16 protein-coding genes and 1 riboswitch are annotated in these 16,618 nt (G+C 35.1%); of the genes, 1 reads left to right on the top strand and 15 read right to left on the bottom strand.

Annotation, left to right across the window (positions count from 1 at the left end; all coding sequences use genetic code 11):
• Nucleotides 1–236: 236 nt before the first annotated feature.
• On the top strand, nt 237–1,310 hold the full coding sequence (locus SCB73_RS16225) for a BamA/TamA family outer membrane protein (RefSeq protein WP_320567247.1): 1,074 nt from the start codon (nt 237–239) through the stop codon (nt 1,308–1,310).
• A 295-nt stretch (nt 1,311–1,605) separates the two neighbouring features.
• On the opposite strand, the gene SCB73_RS16220 is transcribed toward SCB73_RS16225, so the two are convergent.
• The 15 genes from SCB73_RS16220 to SCB73_RS16150 form a co-directional block, all read right to left on the bottom strand.
• A complete protein-coding gene (locus tag SCB73_RS16220) occupies nt 1,606–2,673 on the bottom strand; it encodes a type II asparaginase (RefSeq protein WP_320567246.1) in 1,068 nt (355 codons plus the stop codon).
• A gap of 24 nt (nt 2,674–2,697) precedes the next feature.
• A complete protein-coding gene (locus SCB73_RS16215; RefSeq protein WP_320567245.1) occupies nt 2,698–4,146 on the bottom strand; it encodes an aspartate ammonia-lyase in 1,449 nt (482 codons plus the stop codon).
• A 47-nt stretch (nt 4,147–4,193) separates the two neighbouring features.
• Nucleotides 4,194–5,420 (bottom strand): DcaP family trimeric outer membrane transporter, encoded by a 1,227-nt coding sequence (locus SCB73_RS16210; protein ID WP_320567244.1) that lies wholly within the window; start codon nt 5,418–5,420, stop codon nt 4,194–4,196.
• A 473-nt stretch (nt 5,421–5,893) separates the two neighbouring features.
• Nucleotides 5,894–6,145, bottom strand: coding sequence for a hypothetical protein (locus SCB73_RS16205; RefSeq protein WP_132991200.1), 252 nt, complete (start codon nt 6,143–6,145; stop codon nt 5,894–5,896).
• Nucleotides 6,146–6,627: 482 nt separating this feature from the next.
• A complete protein-coding gene (gene metQ / locus SCB73_RS16200; RefSeq protein WP_320567243.1) occupies nt 6,628–7,446 on the bottom strand; it encodes a methionine ABC transporter substrate-binding lipoprotein MetQ in 819 nt (272 codons plus the stop codon).
• A gap of 76 nt (nt 7,447–7,522) precedes the next feature.
• Nucleotides 7,523–8,176, bottom strand: coding sequence for a methionine ABC transporter permease MetI (locus tag SCB73_RS16195; RefSeq protein ID WP_320567242.1), 654 nt, complete (start codon nt 8,174–8,176; stop codon nt 7,523–7,525).
• Nucleotides 8,169–9,200 (bottom strand): methionine ABC transporter ATP-binding protein MetN, encoded by a 1,032-nt coding sequence (metN, locus tag SCB73_RS16190; RefSeq protein ID WP_320567241.1) that lies wholly within the window; start codon nt 9,198–9,200, stop codon nt 8,169–8,171. The genes SCB73_RS16195 and metN overlap by 8 nt, the downstream gene beginning before the upstream one ends.
• 279 nt (nt 9,201–9,479) lie before the next feature.
• A complete protein-coding gene (locus SCB73_RS16185) occupies nt 9,480–10,961 on the bottom strand; it encodes an aminotransferase class V-fold PLP-dependent enzyme (RefSeq protein WP_320567240.1) in 1,482 nt (493 codons plus the stop codon).
• A 42-nt stretch (nt 10,962–11,003) separates the two neighbouring features.
• Nucleotides 11,004–12,002, bottom strand: coding sequence for a TlpA disulfide reductase family protein (locus tag SCB73_RS16180; protein WP_320567239.1), 999 nt, complete (start codon nt 12,000–12,002; stop codon nt 11,004–11,006).
• Between the two features lie 276 nt (nt 12,003–12,278).
• Nucleotides 12,279–12,378, bottom strand: a riboswitch (SAM riboswitch).
• A gap of 236 nt (nt 12,379–12,614) precedes the next feature.
• The gene (locus tag SCB73_RS16175; RefSeq protein WP_320567238.1) at nt 12,615–13,700 is read right to left on the bottom strand and encodes an NAD(P)H-dependent flavin oxidoreductase; all 1,086 of its coding nucleotides are present in this window, start codon (nt 13,698–13,700) and stop codon (nt 12,615–12,617) included.
• Nucleotides 13,701–13,717: 17 nt separating this feature from the next.
• A complete protein-coding gene (locus SCB73_RS16170) occupies nt 13,718–14,167 on the bottom strand; it encodes a nuclear transport factor 2 family protein (protein ID WP_320567237.1) in 450 nt (149 codons plus the stop codon).
• A gap of 1 nt (nt 14,168) precedes the next feature.
• Nucleotides 14,169–14,903: an SDR family NAD(P)-dependent oxidoreductase gene (locus SCB73_RS16165; protein ID WP_320567236.1), complete on the bottom strand. Its 735-nt coding sequence runs from the start codon at nt 14,901–14,903 to the stop codon at nt 14,169–14,171.
• Between the two features lie 5 nt (nt 14,904–14,908).
• The gene (locus SCB73_RS16160) at nt 14,909–15,127 is read right to left on the bottom strand and encodes a tautomerase family protein (RefSeq protein WP_133524145.1); all 219 of its coding nucleotides are present in this window, start codon (nt 15,125–15,127) and stop codon (nt 14,909–14,911) included.
• Nucleotides 15,128–15,131: 4 nt separating this feature from the next.
• Nucleotides 15,132–15,686 carry a YceI family protein gene (locus tag SCB73_RS16155; protein ID WP_320567235.1) on the bottom strand — a complete coding sequence of 185 codons (555 nt, stop codon included), beginning with the start codon at nt 15,684–15,686 and terminating at the stop codon, nt 15,132–15,134.
• A 296-nt stretch (nt 15,687–15,982) separates the two neighbouring features.
• Nucleotides 15,983–16,555 carry a Crp/Fnr family transcriptional regulator gene (locus SCB73_RS16150; protein ID WP_320567234.1) on the bottom strand — a complete coding sequence of 191 codons (573 nt, stop codon included), beginning with the start codon at nt 16,553–16,555 and terminating at the stop codon, nt 15,983–15,985.
• Between the last annotated feature and the right edge of the window lie 63 nt (nt 16,556–16,618).

Raw genomic sequence — 16,618 nt, 5'->3', positions numbered from 1 at the left:
ATTTTTTTGGAATTGTTTTTAGCCATCAAATACCAACTTTATTCCTCCCGAATTTTAACTTTTTTAGGAATATTTTAAGAAATAAATTTAGAAAATTCTTAAAAGGGAAATGGAACGAATTTGTTTCATTTTATAAAATGGAACGTCTTAAACAGCCCTTAAGTTTCGTGGAAAATAAATTGGCTTTAACTTAGACGCCTGTCCATTATCCCTAATCACCACATCTCTTAAATCATATGCAAAAGCCTTTATTTATAGCACTTCTTCTATTTTATTCTTACGGTATTTTGGCTCAAGAAAAAACGGCAGACAGCACAAAAACCGAAAAATCTAAAACCAAGAATATCGATTTTAATGTGATGCCTTACATTAGCTATAATAGAACGTTGGATTTCATGTTTGGAGCGATCCCGATGATGATGTACAAAACGGATAAAACCGATACAATTTCTCCAAAATCTTTGTCGGGACTTACAGCAATTTATACTACAAACAAATCTTATTTTATTTGCTCTTTCAACAAATGGCATTTTAACGAAGATAAATGGCGTGCGCAACTATTTCTGATGACTGGCAATCAAAATTCTCAATTTTTTATGGATGATTTTGACGCTCCAACTTTTTATGATTACAGCACCGAAACTACTTTAGTAAGCGTGAGTTTGTTGCGAAAAATTTTCAAATCATTTTACGGCGGATTAGGTTATTCGTATGCACATTATGACACTGCTTATGAAGATGATATACAGCCAGCTTCTACCTCACACACAAACGGACTGCAAACCATTTTGCTCTATGATACCCGAGATGCCATTTATTATCCTACTAAAGGAAATAAAATAAGAGCAAGATGGATCAGTTATCCCGAATGGTTTGGAAATGAAGTCAATGCCAATAAAATTATTTCCGAATATAATTCTTATTACTCCGTAAGAGATAAAAAAGATGTTGTAGCCGCTCGTTTTGCTGGCAAATTTGGATTGGGAAATATTTCTTTTGAACAGCAAGTAACAATTGGTAACGATGATATCAGGGGTTATTCTGAAGGAAAATACCGTGGTGATGGATTGATGGCCATTCAAGGCGAATATCGATATAATTTCAATAAAAGAATGGGTGCTGTAGGTTTTGCTGGACTAGCAACTATCTACGGTTCTGACACTCCAAGTTTTGATTGGAAATTGTATCCAGGCGCCGGTGTAGGCTACCGATACAGAGCTTTTAAAAACGAAAAATTCAATGTTGGTTTAGATGGTGCTGTTGGAAAAGGAGATTGGGGAATTTATTTTAGAATTGGCGAGGCTTTTTAGAGATTTATCTTCGATTGATGAATAACTTAAAAGACAGCTTTATAGGTTTTATCAGTGCTCATATAATAAAACCTATTGGGCTATCCTTAACTAAACTAAACCAATACAAAAAAAATAAAACCAATTTTAAACTTATAATTATGCATAAATGCTAAAAAATTTTAATTTTTAGCGATAAGCATCGCTGATGCTTACAATGATTTTGCATTAAAAACTTTTCATACTTCAAAAATGAGCAGGTTTAACTTCAAGATTAAAGTCAAACCAAACTCAATTATATTTTTTGTGACTAGTTTTAATAGTCCATGAATATTTTTTGAAGTTCATCAAGTTTTCTTTGCTTGAGCAAAGCAACGGTCAATAAAATTCTAGCTTTTTGCGGGTTTAATCCGTAAGATGCGATAAGGCCTAATTCATCATCGTTGCATTCTACATTTCGCCCCACTATGCCTGTCGCAACACGAGTGCTTCGCACTACGATAATTCCTTTTTTGCTGGCTCTGGCACAGGCATCAAGCGATGCTTTGTTCATATTTCCGTTTCCAACTCCTGCAATTACGATTCCTTTTGCGCCTTTTTCAATAGAAGCATCAATCAAATCTGGTTTCATATCGGCATCAGCATAAATAATATCTACGCGAGGAAACGTTGTTACTCCTTTTACATCAAATTCAGAGGTTTTTCCAAATTTTTGATCTGGATAATGGTAAAAATCATTTACTCCATATGCCGTTGTTCCAATAAGTCCACGAATTGGAGACATAAAAGTCTGAACAGCAGTCGTACTTACTTTTGTCAATGATTGTGCAGAATGAATCCAATCGTTCATAACCAAAAGTACACCATGACCTTTAGCGTTAGGATCTGCAGCCACTGCAATTGCATTATACAAATTCAAAGGTCCATCGGCGCTGATTGCTGTTGAAGGACGCATTGACCCCACAAGTACAACAGGCTTATCTGTTTTTGTAACAAGATTTAAAAAATAGGCAGTTTCCTCCATTGTATCTGTTCCGTGAGTGATTACAAAACCGTCAACATCTTTGCTGGAAGCCAATTCATTGATTCTATTAGCTAATTTCAGCATGATTTCAAAAGACATATCCTGAGATCCCACATTTGAAATCTGCTCGCCTTTGATGTCGGCCAGTTTCAGTGCATCTGGAACTGCATTTACCATGGCATCAATAGTAACTTGACCAGAAGTATAACCTGATTGCACGCCACTTTTTGCAGCTCCGGCAATAGTACCTCCTGTTGCCAAAATAAGAACTTTAGGTTTTGCTTGTCCAAACATGCTGATGCTTAGTGACAACATCACCAAAAGAAGCATTCTTTTATAAAAATTTACATTTGATTTCATATTTTTTTACTTTTTAAGTTGATGTTATTTTTGTCCTGTCAAGCTTGCAGGATCCAAAAGCTTTTTGATTTGATCCTCTGTCAGCAATTTCTTTTCACGAATAAGCTCGAGAATTCCTTTGTTAGTTGCAAGTGCTTCTTTAGCCAGCTCTGTTGTTTTTTCATAACCCAACACCGGATTTAGAGCTGTAACAATACCCACACTTCTTTCCATATAATTGTTCAAGACATCCTTGTTTAGAGTAATACCTTCAATACAATTTTTTCTGAATAAAGGGAAAGATTTAAAAAATAATCCTTGCGATTCCATCATTGCAATGGCTTCAATAGGCTCGTAAGCATTTAATTGAAGCAAACCAGAATGCGCTGCGAGTGTCACCGTAAGATCATTCCCCATTACTTTAAAGCAAAGCTGATTCATAAGTTCTGGCATCACAGGATTAACTTTTCCTGGCATAATTGAAGATCCCGGCTGAAGTGCTGGCAAATTGATTTCAAAAATACCTGTACGAGGACCAGAAGTCAAAATGATAAGGTCACTGCTTATTTTAGACACAGCAACCGCCATGCTTTTTAGCGCAGATGAATACAGTACAAATCCTTGTTGACTGGTTGTAGCGGCGATAAGGTCCTTGCTCATTACAATTGGCTTTCCTGTGATTTTGGCCAGATGTGTCGCAACTTTTTCAGCATAGCCCGGCGAAGCTGTAATTCCTGTTCCAATAGCGGTAGCTCCCATATTTTGTTCGCATAAAAAAACTTCAACTTTACGTAGTGTGTTTACTTCAGCATCTAATTGATTTCCAAAAGCATGAAATTCCTGTCCAACCGTCATCGGAACAGCATCTTGTCCTTCTGTGCGCCCCATTTTTAAGGCATCTTTGAACTCGTCTCCTTTTTTGTGGAAAGCTTGAGCAAGCAAATCGGCTTCTTTTATCAATTTATCATTATGAAGCAACAAAGCTACTTTTATAGCGGTCGGATAAACATCATTTGTAGATTGTCCCATGTTCAAGTCATCATGAGGTTCAATATATTGATATTCTCCTTTTTTGTGTCCACTCATTTCTAAAGCGATATTGGCAAGAACTTCGTTAACGTTCATATTTGCAGACGTTCCTGCGCCACCTTGGTACAAATCCACTAGAAATTGGTCGTGGTATTTTCCGTCAATAACAGCTTGGCATGCTTTTTCAATCGCTGCAAGTCTGTCTTTCTTTAGTCGGCCTACATCAGCATTCGCCCGAGCAGCCGCTAATTTTACCATAGCAAATGCTCTAACATAATCGGGATAAAACTGTGTTGTCATGCCACTAATCTGAAAATTCTCTAATGCACGAGCCGTTTGGACTCCGTAGTACGCATTTGCAGGAATTTGCTTTTCACCCAAAAGATCTTTTTCAGTTCTGGTTTGAGCTTTTAGAGAAGTAATACAAAAACCGCACAGTATTATGTATTGTATTTTTTTATACATGTTTTCTATTTTTTTTTGTTTTTATTGGCACGTTCAATAACTATCAGCTATTGATTTTTTCTATAAAATGTTTCTGAGAAATTGTATTTAAATGAAAACTGCACTTTTGTGATCGAAGTGCTCCAGCCGTCTCTAAAGTTATCTCGGTCTCCCCATTGAAATTCTCCACCAATTAAGCAGTTTTTTGCTGGTGAATAAAGTACATTTCCAACAATATATTGGCCTTTTTTGAAGGCATCATTAGTCATTGCATTAGAGTTATCAATGTCAATCATTGAATAACCTATTGAACTTGTGAATTTGTCGTTCCAGGAATGATCAAGAAAAGCGACTACTCCAAGCAAAGGCAGTGCAACACCTTTTACAGGCCTTGTTGGGTTCCCTGTGTTTTCAATTCCGATATCAACAGGAGCATCATTCATGTAGTTCTGGATTCCTTCTCCGTAAACGACCTGTCCTCTGAAAACATCATTTTTGCCAAATTTGACATTCGTACTCAAATTCAAACCCCATCCAAGTGCATCACCTGATAAATCATATTGGTCATTGTTTTGATCTTTCCATTCAATTTTTCTTAAGATACCTGCTAACTCAAGATACCCCCAATTGAATGCGTGGCGATATTCTGCAGATAAATCTGGAAACGGAAATCTTGCTTTTACACCTTGAAGTTCGATACGATCTGCATAAATTCCCTGATCAGCACTTGCCCCTGGTCTTTCTAACGCAATTGTCAAACGAGTATCACCTTGAATTGGCATATAACGAATTTGAATGTTTCTAAAAAACACCATTCCGGTTGGGCCCCAATATTCTAATGTATTTGGAAAAACATCAATATCCATGAACGGGCTCCAAGTTTGTCCAGCTCCAAATTTGCCTAATTCAGCATAAGCATGACGCAAACGGAATGTAGTTTGACCAGCATCAACTCCAGTTCCAAACAATTCAAATTCAAATTGTGTTTTTAATTCGCCAATTCCGGTATCAAAATAATTTTTGATTCCAAATCTTGTTTGGCGCACAGATGCATAATAATTCCCGTCCGGGCCGTATTGATCTTTGTAAGATGGCAGTTTTGTTGGTCGGACAACATCGTACCAATCGGATTGAATCTGATTAAAATTATAACCAATATCGGTCATAATGAAACCATAGATTTCCATGCTCTTTTTTGCTCCATCATCCTGGCCATGCATGAGATTTATGGTTAGAAAGCTGGCAACAATGGCCAGACATCTAATCTTGACCATACGCAAACACTTTTTTTTCATAATGATTTTAGTTTAATTTATATTTATTTTGAGGGATTTTAAAAATGAAAATAACTTAAAACTGTCTTTCTTTATGGATGGGGCTTTTTTCTAGCCTTTACAAAACTTAGTATAACATAAATCTTACTAATTAAAATTTACTAATCACTTGAAATATTTGATTTTCAATACAATATGTCAAAATCATGATAAAATTACAAAGTAAAATGAATGATGATTAAATATTTTTGTTTCAATTTATAATTTGCAACCGAAAAAAATATCTTAAAAAAGATATGCGAGATACCTAAAAACAAGGGTTTTGAGTCTTTTTTTCAGAAAATGAAGCAAAATTCATTTTGAAAAAGCTTAAACAATCGTTAAAAAAATACTGGTATTTAAATTTTAATGAGAAGCATGCATAAAAAAATCCCATTTTAAAATGGGATTTTCCTAACTACTAACCAATTGATAAAAATAAAACTAACAACCATTTATTTTTTATCCCATCCATTTCTGATGAGATAAATCAAAATTTCTTCTTCTAATTCTTTAGCTAAATTTTCTGCTTCCAATTTATATTGAAAATACTTTTCAAACTTTTTTTTATACTTTTCGGTTTTTAACATATTAGAACAATAATCATCGCAGATTGCCTTAAAATTGTCATCTACTAGATACAAAACCTTTAGCGATTCTAAATATTCTGAGAATTTTAAATTATATAACTCTTTGGGAACAGACATACTATACAATTTATAAAATTAAATGAATCCTTGTTTTTGGTGAAAACAAAATGACAATCAAAAAAATGCTCACTAAAAAAAAGAAACAACTATTTTTAATTCGATATACATTTAAATATTTTATAAAGTTAGGGAGGAATAAAACTTAAAATATCTTTTTTTAACACAAGTCTGTTTCATATTATAAAATGAAACCTTTTGTTTTTTAACAACCTAAGTTGAACCGTTTTTGTTAAATGTGCTTTTTTAAGTCAAATCCAAAACAATCATAGGCTTTCAGCAGATTTAAATGGTCATTCTGTTAGATAATAACTTTCTTTTTGAAAATTCTGCTTGAACAAAAAATCAGCTCCAATTTATTTCATTTACTTTCTATTTCTTTTAGAAAAATCTAGCTAATTCATTTTTTGTATCATAAAAAAAGACAGATACCATCAATAATTGATCATATCTGTCTTTTCTATTTTTAAAAGTTCGCTGAATTACCAGCCTTTTACCGCTCCACCTTTAAATTCTTGTTCCGCTGCTTTTTCAACTTCAGGAGATTGAAAAGCCTGCAAAAACTGTTTTACTTTCTCTTCGTTTTTATTGTCTTCGCGGCTCACCACCAAATTTACGTAAGGCGATTCTTTATCTTCAACAAACAAAGCATCACGAGAAGGAACTAATCCGGCAGCAGATGCAAATGTATTATTGATAATCGCAATAGAAACATTCGCATCGTCTAAAGCACGTGGCAATTGAGGCGCTTCTAACTCTAAAATTTTTAAGTTTTTAGGATTGCTAATAATATCTGTTACTTTCGGCAATAAACCAACTCCATCTTTCAATTTCAATAAACCATTTTTTTGCAAAAGCAATAAAGAACGTCCTCCGTTTGTTGGGTCATTCGGAATAATAATTGTGCTTTCGTTTTTCAATTCTGAAAGGTTTTTTATCTTTTTAGAATAAGCTGCAATTGGATAAACAAATGTTTTTCCGATGATTGCCAATTTATAACCTCTTTGCTTAGATTGCTCATCTAAATAAGGTTTATGCTGAAAAGCGTTCGCATCGATATCGCCTTGGCTCAACGCTTCATTTGGGATAACATAATCGTTGAAAGAAACCAATTCTACTTCTAATCCGAATTTTTCTTTTGCTACTTTTTTTGCTGCTTCCGCCACTTTTAATTCTGGCCCCGAAGCAACACCTACTTTTATAAAATGCGGATCATTATTTTTTTCTTTTCCGCAATTTGATAACACAATCGCCAAAGCCAAAACTCCGGCTGTTCTTAAAATATTTAGTTTGTTTTTCATTTATATATTAATTTTTAATGTTCAGTTTCAAGTTTCAGGTTCTAACTCATAACTCATAATTCATAACTCGTAATTCCTATCGATGATCGAAACGCTTTGATAATCGATCTCCTGCAAACTGGATGAGGAATACCAAAATCACCAATAATCCTAAAACCGAGTTCATAGTCACCGCATCATAGCCAATATATCCGTACTGATATCCAACTTGTCCTAATCCACCGGCACCCACTGCTCCGCCCATTGCAGAATAACCTACAAGCGTAATTAATGTAATTGAAGCCGTATTAATTAATGAAGGCAAAGCTTCTGGAAGCAAAACTTTATACACAATTTGAAAAGGTGTTGCGCCTAAGGCTCTTGCCGCTTCAATCAATCCTGAAGGAAGACTCAACAAAGAGTTTTCAACCAAACGCGCAATAAACGGCGCCGCGCCAATACTCAACGGAACTAATGCCGCACTAACCCCAATAGAAGTTCCTACAATAGCGCGTGTAAACGGAATCATCCAAACAATTAAAATAATGAATGGAATGGAACGAAAAACATTTACCAAAACAGATAAAACTCTATTTAAAACCGGTTGTTCCAAAATTTGGTTTTTACGCGTAAGAAAAAGCAAAATTCCGGTTGGAAGGCCAATTAAAAACCCGAAAAATCCAGAAACAAAAGTCATAACAATGGTTTCCCAAGTTCCTTTTACTAATAAATCTATAATTGAATCAGACATAACCTATAATTTCTGTTTTAATGTGTTTTGAATTAAAATATTGAATCGCTGCGTTATAATTTTCGCGTTTTCCTGAAAGTTCGATCAACATAACGCCAAAATTAACCTCGCCTGCTTGATCCATTTGTGCGCTAACAATCTTGAAATCAGTATCAAAAAGTCTTGAAACTTCTGAAATTACAGGCTCGTTAACCGATTTTCCTGTCATTTCCAGTTTCAATAACGGATTCAGATTTCCGTTATCTTCTTTTTGCAACTTTTCCTGATAAACCGATGGAACTTCAATATGCAGAGAAGACGAAATGAATTCCTTGGTCAATTCATGCTTTGGGTCGGCAAAAATTTCTCCCACACTTCCTTGTTCTATTAATTTTCCGTGGCTAATGACCGCAACTTCATCACAAATTGATTTTACCACTTCCATTTGATGCGTAATCAGCAAAATGGTAATATTCAAACGTTTGTTGATGTCTTTCAATAAATTCAAAATCGAACGCGTTGTTGCAGGATCCAGAGCGCTTGTTGCTTCATCACACAATAATACTTTTGGATTATTGGCCAAAGTTCTCGCAATCGCAACTCTTTGTTTTTGCCCACCCGAAAGACTTGCTGGATAATCGTTTGCTTTTTCTGCCAAACCAACCAATTCTAATAATTCTAAAACGCGAGTTTTGATTTCGCTTTTTGAAGTTCCGGCCAATTCCAATGGAAATGCAACATTTTCGAAAACAGTTCGAGAAGACAATAAATTGAAATGCTGAAAAATCATTCCGATTTCTCTTCTTTCAATTGCCAATTCAGCATTTGATAACTGCATCAAAGCCTTTCCATCCACAATAATTTCACCCGAAGTTGGTCTTTCCAACAAATTCACACAACGGATCAAGGTACTTTTTCCCGCACCCGAAGTTCCAATAACACCAAAAATTTTCCCCGGCGGAACTCTCAACGAGACATCAGACAAAGCCGTTACAACTCTATCTTTCTGGTGAAAAGTTTTGGTTACATTTTTTAATTCAATCATTTCGTAATTAGGGTTAAAAACAAAAAAGCCTTTCAATTGTTCATGAAAGGCTTTTTTGCAATAAATAATATCATTTTATATCGAAGCCAGCTCAATGAATTGCATTACACTTTTACAGCACATCATATTGCTGTTGTAATAATTCTTCATATTCTGGTCGTTTTTTCTCATTGTGGTTGCAAATTTAAAGAGTTATTTTCAATTTCAGTACAAAAACGACAAAAACTTTCATTACCCTATCAAAATAATAGATTATTTTATTAATCCATTTCAAAAAATCTATTCCAAATCAAACCATTCCTTAACTTCTCTTGCAATTGTATCTTGAATTCTAGGATTTTCAAACTCATTTGTCACAGGATTATACTCATAATCTTTTTGCCATTTTTTATAATTTGAAGCCACTTGCTGAATTGCATTACAAATAAAGGAAAGCTCTTCATTTGTCATTATTGGATGAAGCGACAAACGAACCCAGCCTGGTTTATTCGTCTGGTTTTTCTGAAGCAACTCAGTTGTAATGGCCTTTGATCGCTTTTCGTCGATATTAAAAAGATAGTGCGCATAAGTGCTCGCGCATGACCAACCGCCACGAACCTGAATTCCAAAACGATCATTTAAAAGTCTTACAATCAGATTATAGTGAATATCTTCGATCACAAATGAAACACAACCTATTCGCTTGCTTTTTAAATCTCCCAAAATTGACAATCCTTGTATTTTTTGAAGTTTAAAAAAACAAAACTCTAGTAGTTCTTTCTCCCTTTCTGCAATGTTTTCAACTCCCATTTTTTCTTTTAGTTCCAAAGCCAAAGCAGTTCGAATCACTTGCAAAAATCCCGGAGTTCCTCCATCTTCTCTTACCTCAATTATATCGCTGTATGAATATTTACCCAACGGATTTGTCCACTTTACGTTTCCTCCGCCTGGATTATCAGGAAAATCAGATTGATATAGTTTTTCATTAAAAACCAAAACACCGCAAGTTCCCGGTCCGCCCAAAAATTTATGTGGCGAAAAGAAAATGGCATCTAATTGCTGTTCTGGATCTTGTGGATGCATATCGATTTTGACGTAAGGCGCCGAAGCGGCAAAATCTACAAAGCACAATCCACCGTTTTGATGCATGATTTTGGCTAATTCATGATAAGGCGTAATAATTCCAGTAACATTCGAACATGCCGTAAACGAACCGATTTTTACACTTCTGTTAGCATATTTTTTTAATTCTGAAGAAAGAATAGCGGGATCGACTAAGTTATTTTCATCTGGAGGCAAAATTACGACATCAGCATTGGTTTCATACCAAGAAACCTGATTCGAATGATGTTCCATGTGCGTAATAAAAACTACAGGTTTGTCATTATTTCCTTTGTGATGATTTTTTCTCAAACCAATAATGCGCTGCAATTTTGACAAAGCTGCCGTCATTCCGGTTCCTGTAGCCACTAAAACATCAGACTGATTTGCATTAACCGATTTTTTAATAATGTCTCGAGCTTGCTGGTATGCATAAGTCGAGGCTTTTCCGGTTTGGCTAGAAAACGAATGCGTATTGGCAATCATTGGGCCAACTTTATTGAGCATAATATCTTCAATCGGGACGTATAATCTTCCGCTGGCAACCCAATCTGCATAAATCAAATTTTGTTCTCCATAAACCGATTCGAAAGTATGTTCAATTCCTAATGTGTTTTCTCTAAATTTAGAAAAGTAACACTCCGATTCTGTTGGTTTTGTTGTTGGCTCAATAGCATTCATTTCCCTATCATTTTTAAATTAACAAATTGGATTATTAGTTGATTAATTAGTGCTGACTTTTTTATCTAAAAGCGATTTTAAAGTAGATTGCAACTCTTCTCCATGAAGGTTTTTTGCGACAATTATTCCTTTAGAATCCACTAAATAATTGGCTGGAATTGCTCTTACTCCGTATAATTTTGCAACTGCACTGTTCCAAAAAAGCAAATCCGAAAGATGTGTCCATGTCAACTTATCATCCTGAATTCCTTTGATCCAGTTTTCTTTCTTTTTATCCAAAGAAATAGCGATGATATTAAATCCCTTATCGTGAAATTCTTTGTAAGCCGCTACAATATTTGGATTTTCTCTTCGGCAAGGCCCACACCAAGAAGCCCAAAAATCTACTAAAGTGTAACCTTTCAGGTTTTCTGAAAAACGAACTGGCTTTCCTTCCGTATCTTTCTCTGTAAAATCTGGTGCTTTTTTTCCAACTGCTAATCCGTCTAATACAACCGCCAAATCTTTCAGTTCTTTCACGTAAGTGGTATTTTGAAGGCTTTTATCCAACAGTGCAATATTTTGTGTGATTTGTTCCGGAGACAATCGATACGACCAGTTTCTATACAAAACATAAGCTGCAACAATCGATTTTGGGTTTTCTGTAATGAATTTGCTGATTTCTACATCTTTTGACTTTTTATACGTTTCAAACAAATCTTGTGTTGCAGAACCTTCTACAACTGAATTCGTATAGTACTTTTTCGGACTTAATTTAACTGTAATTGGTCCCTTTTCAAGAAAAACATACAACGGCGACTCTCCAGTGTTTACGCTCAAACCATATAATTCCGGCGTTTTTACTTTTGTTTTGAAACTGAAATTTCCGTCTTTCACTTTTACCGAATCGATTGTGGTAAACATCTTGTTGTGAAACTTTTGCAGATAAACATATTGCGCAACCGTATCGACAACAGTTCCTTTTAACTGCAAATTGCTTTCTTGCGCCTGAATTTGGATGGCTCCAAAAAATAAAGCAAAACCTAATAGTATTTTTTTCATTTGTTTTTGATTTTTAGTAATTAAATTTTATGATGATTTTTAAATTGTGATTTTAAATTGAGCAAAAGAATTCCTGTGCCAATCTCGCAAGACTTGGCAAACCTTGTTTTAAAAGAGAAATGAAAATCTAAGATCTTCGCATTCGGAAAACTTCAATATTATTTTCTTGGAAGAACAAATTGAAACGATCAGAATCGGCGTGTAATAGAATTGTTTTCATTTTTTTTAATAAATTTTAAATACTGATGATCTCATTCAGATTTTTTTTAGAAATCTTTCTTATCTGTCCCGCCAAGCGGGAAGGAATTAGCACCTTGTTTGGCAACAGGTTGCTAAGACTTCATTGGGCCTCTCCCTCAGTCTTTCTGGATAAGTATCATTACAGAAATATTCTGCATTACAAATATATATTAATTCTACCGAATTAGTCAAGTTTAAAATTGCTTTTTTTGATTTTTTTTCTAAACACTGCAATAATCACCTTAAAAACAACATTTTAAAAGCAATTTCGTATTTAATTTTTAAGATTAAAATTTAGAAATTCTCATAAAAAAACTCATTTCAGTATTGAAATGAGTTCCGTTTATCCTAAGAAATAGCTTTATTAAACTACTATTTTTTCAATTCCGCAAAATATGCCGTTGTTTCTTCAACCAAAGAATGCATCAATTCTCCTGCCCTTCTATGTTTTAGAATTGGCGAAATTTGTCCGCCCCAAAAAAGTATCATATCCAATTTTTGCTGTTCTAAAGCCGCTTTTCTTAAATGGGACATAAAAGTAGTCTGTAAAGGAAATGGAAGAACAGCTGCTTCTTTTCCCATGATCTCTTTTGCGATTCGGCTCGTGATGCCACGCCCTAGCCTTCCAGTAAAAGCACGTGATAAAGTCGTATATTTTGATGCTTCTGAAAAAAGCATTTCTCTGTGAATTGGCAATGCGTTTGATTCTTCGGTAGCTAAAAATGCGGTTCCAATTTGAGCCGCACTCGCCCCTAAAGCCAACGCCGCGGCAATTCCTTTTCCGTTTGCTATTCCGCCAGCTGCAATAACGGGAACTTTCACTTTTTCTCTAATTAATTGCAACAAAACAAAAGTTCCGGTTACAGAAGATTCGGCGGAAGCCAAAAAAGAAGGCCGGTGCCCACCTGCTTCAAATCCTGAGGCAATAATCATATCAACTCCTGAATTTTCTAAAAAAACAGCTTCGTCTAAAGTAGTTGCGGCGCCAACGGTCACAATTCCTAGTTTTTTACATTGTTCCAAAATATCTGGAGAAAGTGTTCCAAACATAAAACTGAAAACCTTGGGACGAATATCCAAAACTACTTGCAACTGATTTTCAAATCGGGATTGAAATGGCGCTGGTTTTTCTGGCAAAGGAATTCCAGCTTCGTCAAAATAGGGTTTGAACAATTCTTTTGCCTTATTGTATTGTTCATCTGTGATTCCATTTGGATCCATATCGGAATCAGAAACCCAAAGATTCAAATTATAAGGTTTGTCCGTTAAGGCTTTTATCTCTTTGTCTGCTTCATAAATTTCCTGCGGATTCAAAGTATATGCTCCATAACCGCCTAATCCTCCTGCATTTGAAACTGTTGCTGTGAGTTCAGGCGTTGAAAGATTTCCTCCAAAAGCTCCTTGCAAAATTGGATATTGAATTCCTAATATTTCTGATGCTTTTGTATTGTACCACATCACTTTAAAATTTAAAATTATTCGCTTAAATCGGTCAACATTTTGTTAACAATAAGCCATTTTCCGTTGATTTTATGGAAAGACAAAAAATCACGATAATTAAAATCGTACATTTTCACATTTAGTTCTGCAACAGCGATTGAATTTACGACTTTTATATTCAAGATTTCACCTTTAAATGATTTTCCTGAATCTTTTGGGCTTTGTCTGTTTTTTACGCCATCCAAATAAAGATCCACTGTTTTAAAATAAGGCTGGCCTTTTACATCCCCAAAAACAAAACTTCCCGGATAAAAAATACTTCCTAAAAGCATGACATCTCCTTCGTAAATTCCTTTAAAATAATAGTTTTCAACTGCATCTGTTATCGCCGCAATTTCGGCTTGATTTTCCATTTTAATCGTATTTTGAGCTTTTATGCCCTGAAAAGTCCAGAGCATAAAAGCAGTTAATAAAATAGTTTTCATTTTAATTTATGTTGTGCCCTGCTCCTTTTCCTCCATCAACATTGATAATTGAACCGGTAATGAAATTGCTTTTGGCAACCGTGTAGACCATTTCGGCAACATCATCAATTTCTCCAACTCGACTTAGCAAATGCAAACCAGCGGTTGCATCAGCATTATCTCCATGCATTGGCGTTCTGATTACTCCGGGAGCGACAGTATTTACACGAATATTTTGTTTTCCAAATTCGGCCGCCAATTGAATCGTAAGCGCATGAATTGCTCCTTTGCTTGTGATTGGTGCTGAAGCCGGCCATCCGCCCAAACCGTGATTTACTAGCGGTGTTCCAATATTGATTACAACTCCACCTTTTTGTTCTAGCATTTGAGGAATCACAGCCTGAGTCGTAAAATAAGTTCCCTTTAAGTTGGTTGTCAAAAATTTATCTAAATATGCTTCGTCCACTTCTAAAAAAGGTTTGCTCTCAAAGATTCCGGCATTATTGACCAAAACATCTGCTGAACCGAATTTTTCGATTGCAATTTTTACTAATTGTTCTCCTGTTTGTTTGTTGCTGATGTCTCCAGCATACATTGCCAAATTATCGCCTCCACCAAATTCATTAAAAGCACTTTCTAATGACGCTGGTGTTACTGAATTGATCACAACATTATCACCTCTGTCCAAAAAATATTTGGCGATTCCTTTTCCAATACCAGAAGCTGCTCCGGTAACGATTATTGTTTGTTTTTTCATGATATTTATTTTTTATCGGCTGTTATGCCTTTTTCTCTTAATACTGATACTTGTTCTCCTGCGTATCCCCAATCGTCTAACTCAACTTCCTGAATTACAATATGAGTCAAATGCGGATCTTTGTTTAAAACCTCGGTAATCAAATTGGTTATTCCGCTTATTAATTGTTGTTTTTGCTCACGAGTTACACCTTCGCGAGTCAATTCTAATTTTACGTAAGGCATGGCTTTAGTTTTTAGATTGTTCTGAAAAAATGGCTTCGGCAGTGATATTAAAATCAAGATCAAAGTCATTGTAAATTAATGTATCGCCTAAATCGACAAAGAAATTTCCTGAGCGGAATTTGATATCATATTTGGTACGATCAATAATCATTTTTCCTGTAAGGGCAATTGCATTTCGATTGTTTTCTAACGTTGCTTCAAAACCTGCAACGTGTGTAATATCTTTTATGGTAAGATTGCCTTCAAGATAAAAAGTGGTGTCTGATAGCTCTTTTACAGAAAGAACATCAAAAGTTGCTGTTGGAAATTTTTCGATTGAGAAAAAATCATCTGAGGCAAGGTGACCTCCAAATTGTGTGTTTGTTGCCGGATCTGTTACGTCCAGAATTTTAATAGAAGTTGTATCAATTACAACTTTCCCGCCTTTTACTTTTCCATCTTGTAAGATGAAACTACCTTCTTTGATACCAATTGTACCATTATGTGCACCAGTTACTTTTCTTCCAGTCCATTCTACGTTGCTGTTTGAGCTTACGATTTTATAATTTGTTGTTTCCATTGTGATTGTATTTAAGTGTATTTAAAATTACAGTACAAAGGAACGACGACTATGGAAATGGGTTACGTGACCTACATCACATTCTTTTTTTTTGAGGTTCTAAGGGACTAAGATTCTAAGGTGCTAAGTTTTTATGTCGATAGTTAATTAAACATAGCCAACGGTTTCAACCGTTGGAACGCAAGCTATGAAACACAATACATTGACCTAATCTAAATCCCTGTGGTTTAAACCACAGGCTATGTTTGATTTGGAATTTTAATAAATCCGTTTAATCCGCAAAATCTCAAAAAGAATTACGAATTATAAAGCCTGCTCAATGTTTCTCTGGAAACTCCTAAATAAGCCGCAATCAAATGTTTAGGAACAAGATTATACAATTGCGGATATAACGCCAAAAGCTCTTCATAACGCACTTTGACATTATTGTTCATAAATGATAAAAGTCTTTTTTGAGAAGCAATATATCCTTTGTTCGTTCGCCAGCGGAAGAAATGCTCGATTTGATGAAACTCTTTGCAAAGCTTTTCTCGGTCTTCGTTTGAAAGGCAAAGCACTTCGGCATCAGTTATGCAATCTACATTGATGGTTGCTTCGGTTTGATTGTATAGCGCACTATAATCTGATGCCCACCAAGTTGGCATTGCAAATTGAAGAATGTACATTTTGATTTCATCATTAATGAAAAAAGACTTCAAACAACCTGAAATCACAAAATATTCGCAGTTTACTTTATCGCCTGAACTGATAATGGTTTGGCCTTTTTTAAAAGACAAAGGTTTGAAATGCGAATAGAAATAATCAAACTCATCATCTGTCAATACAGCAGTTTTGGTAATATGTTGTTGCAAAATGGCTTTGGCTTCCATTATAAATTTCAGTTTTAAAGTCTTCTGTAAAGTTATGAAATCAGATCAACTTTAGGATTGTCT

This window comes from Flavobacterium sp. KACC 22761 (assembly GCF_034058155.1).
GTDB lineage: Bacteria > Bacteroidota > Bacteroidia > Flavobacteriales > Flavobacteriaceae > Flavobacterium.
This window is presented reverse-complemented; position numbering and strand designations above follow the sequence as displayed.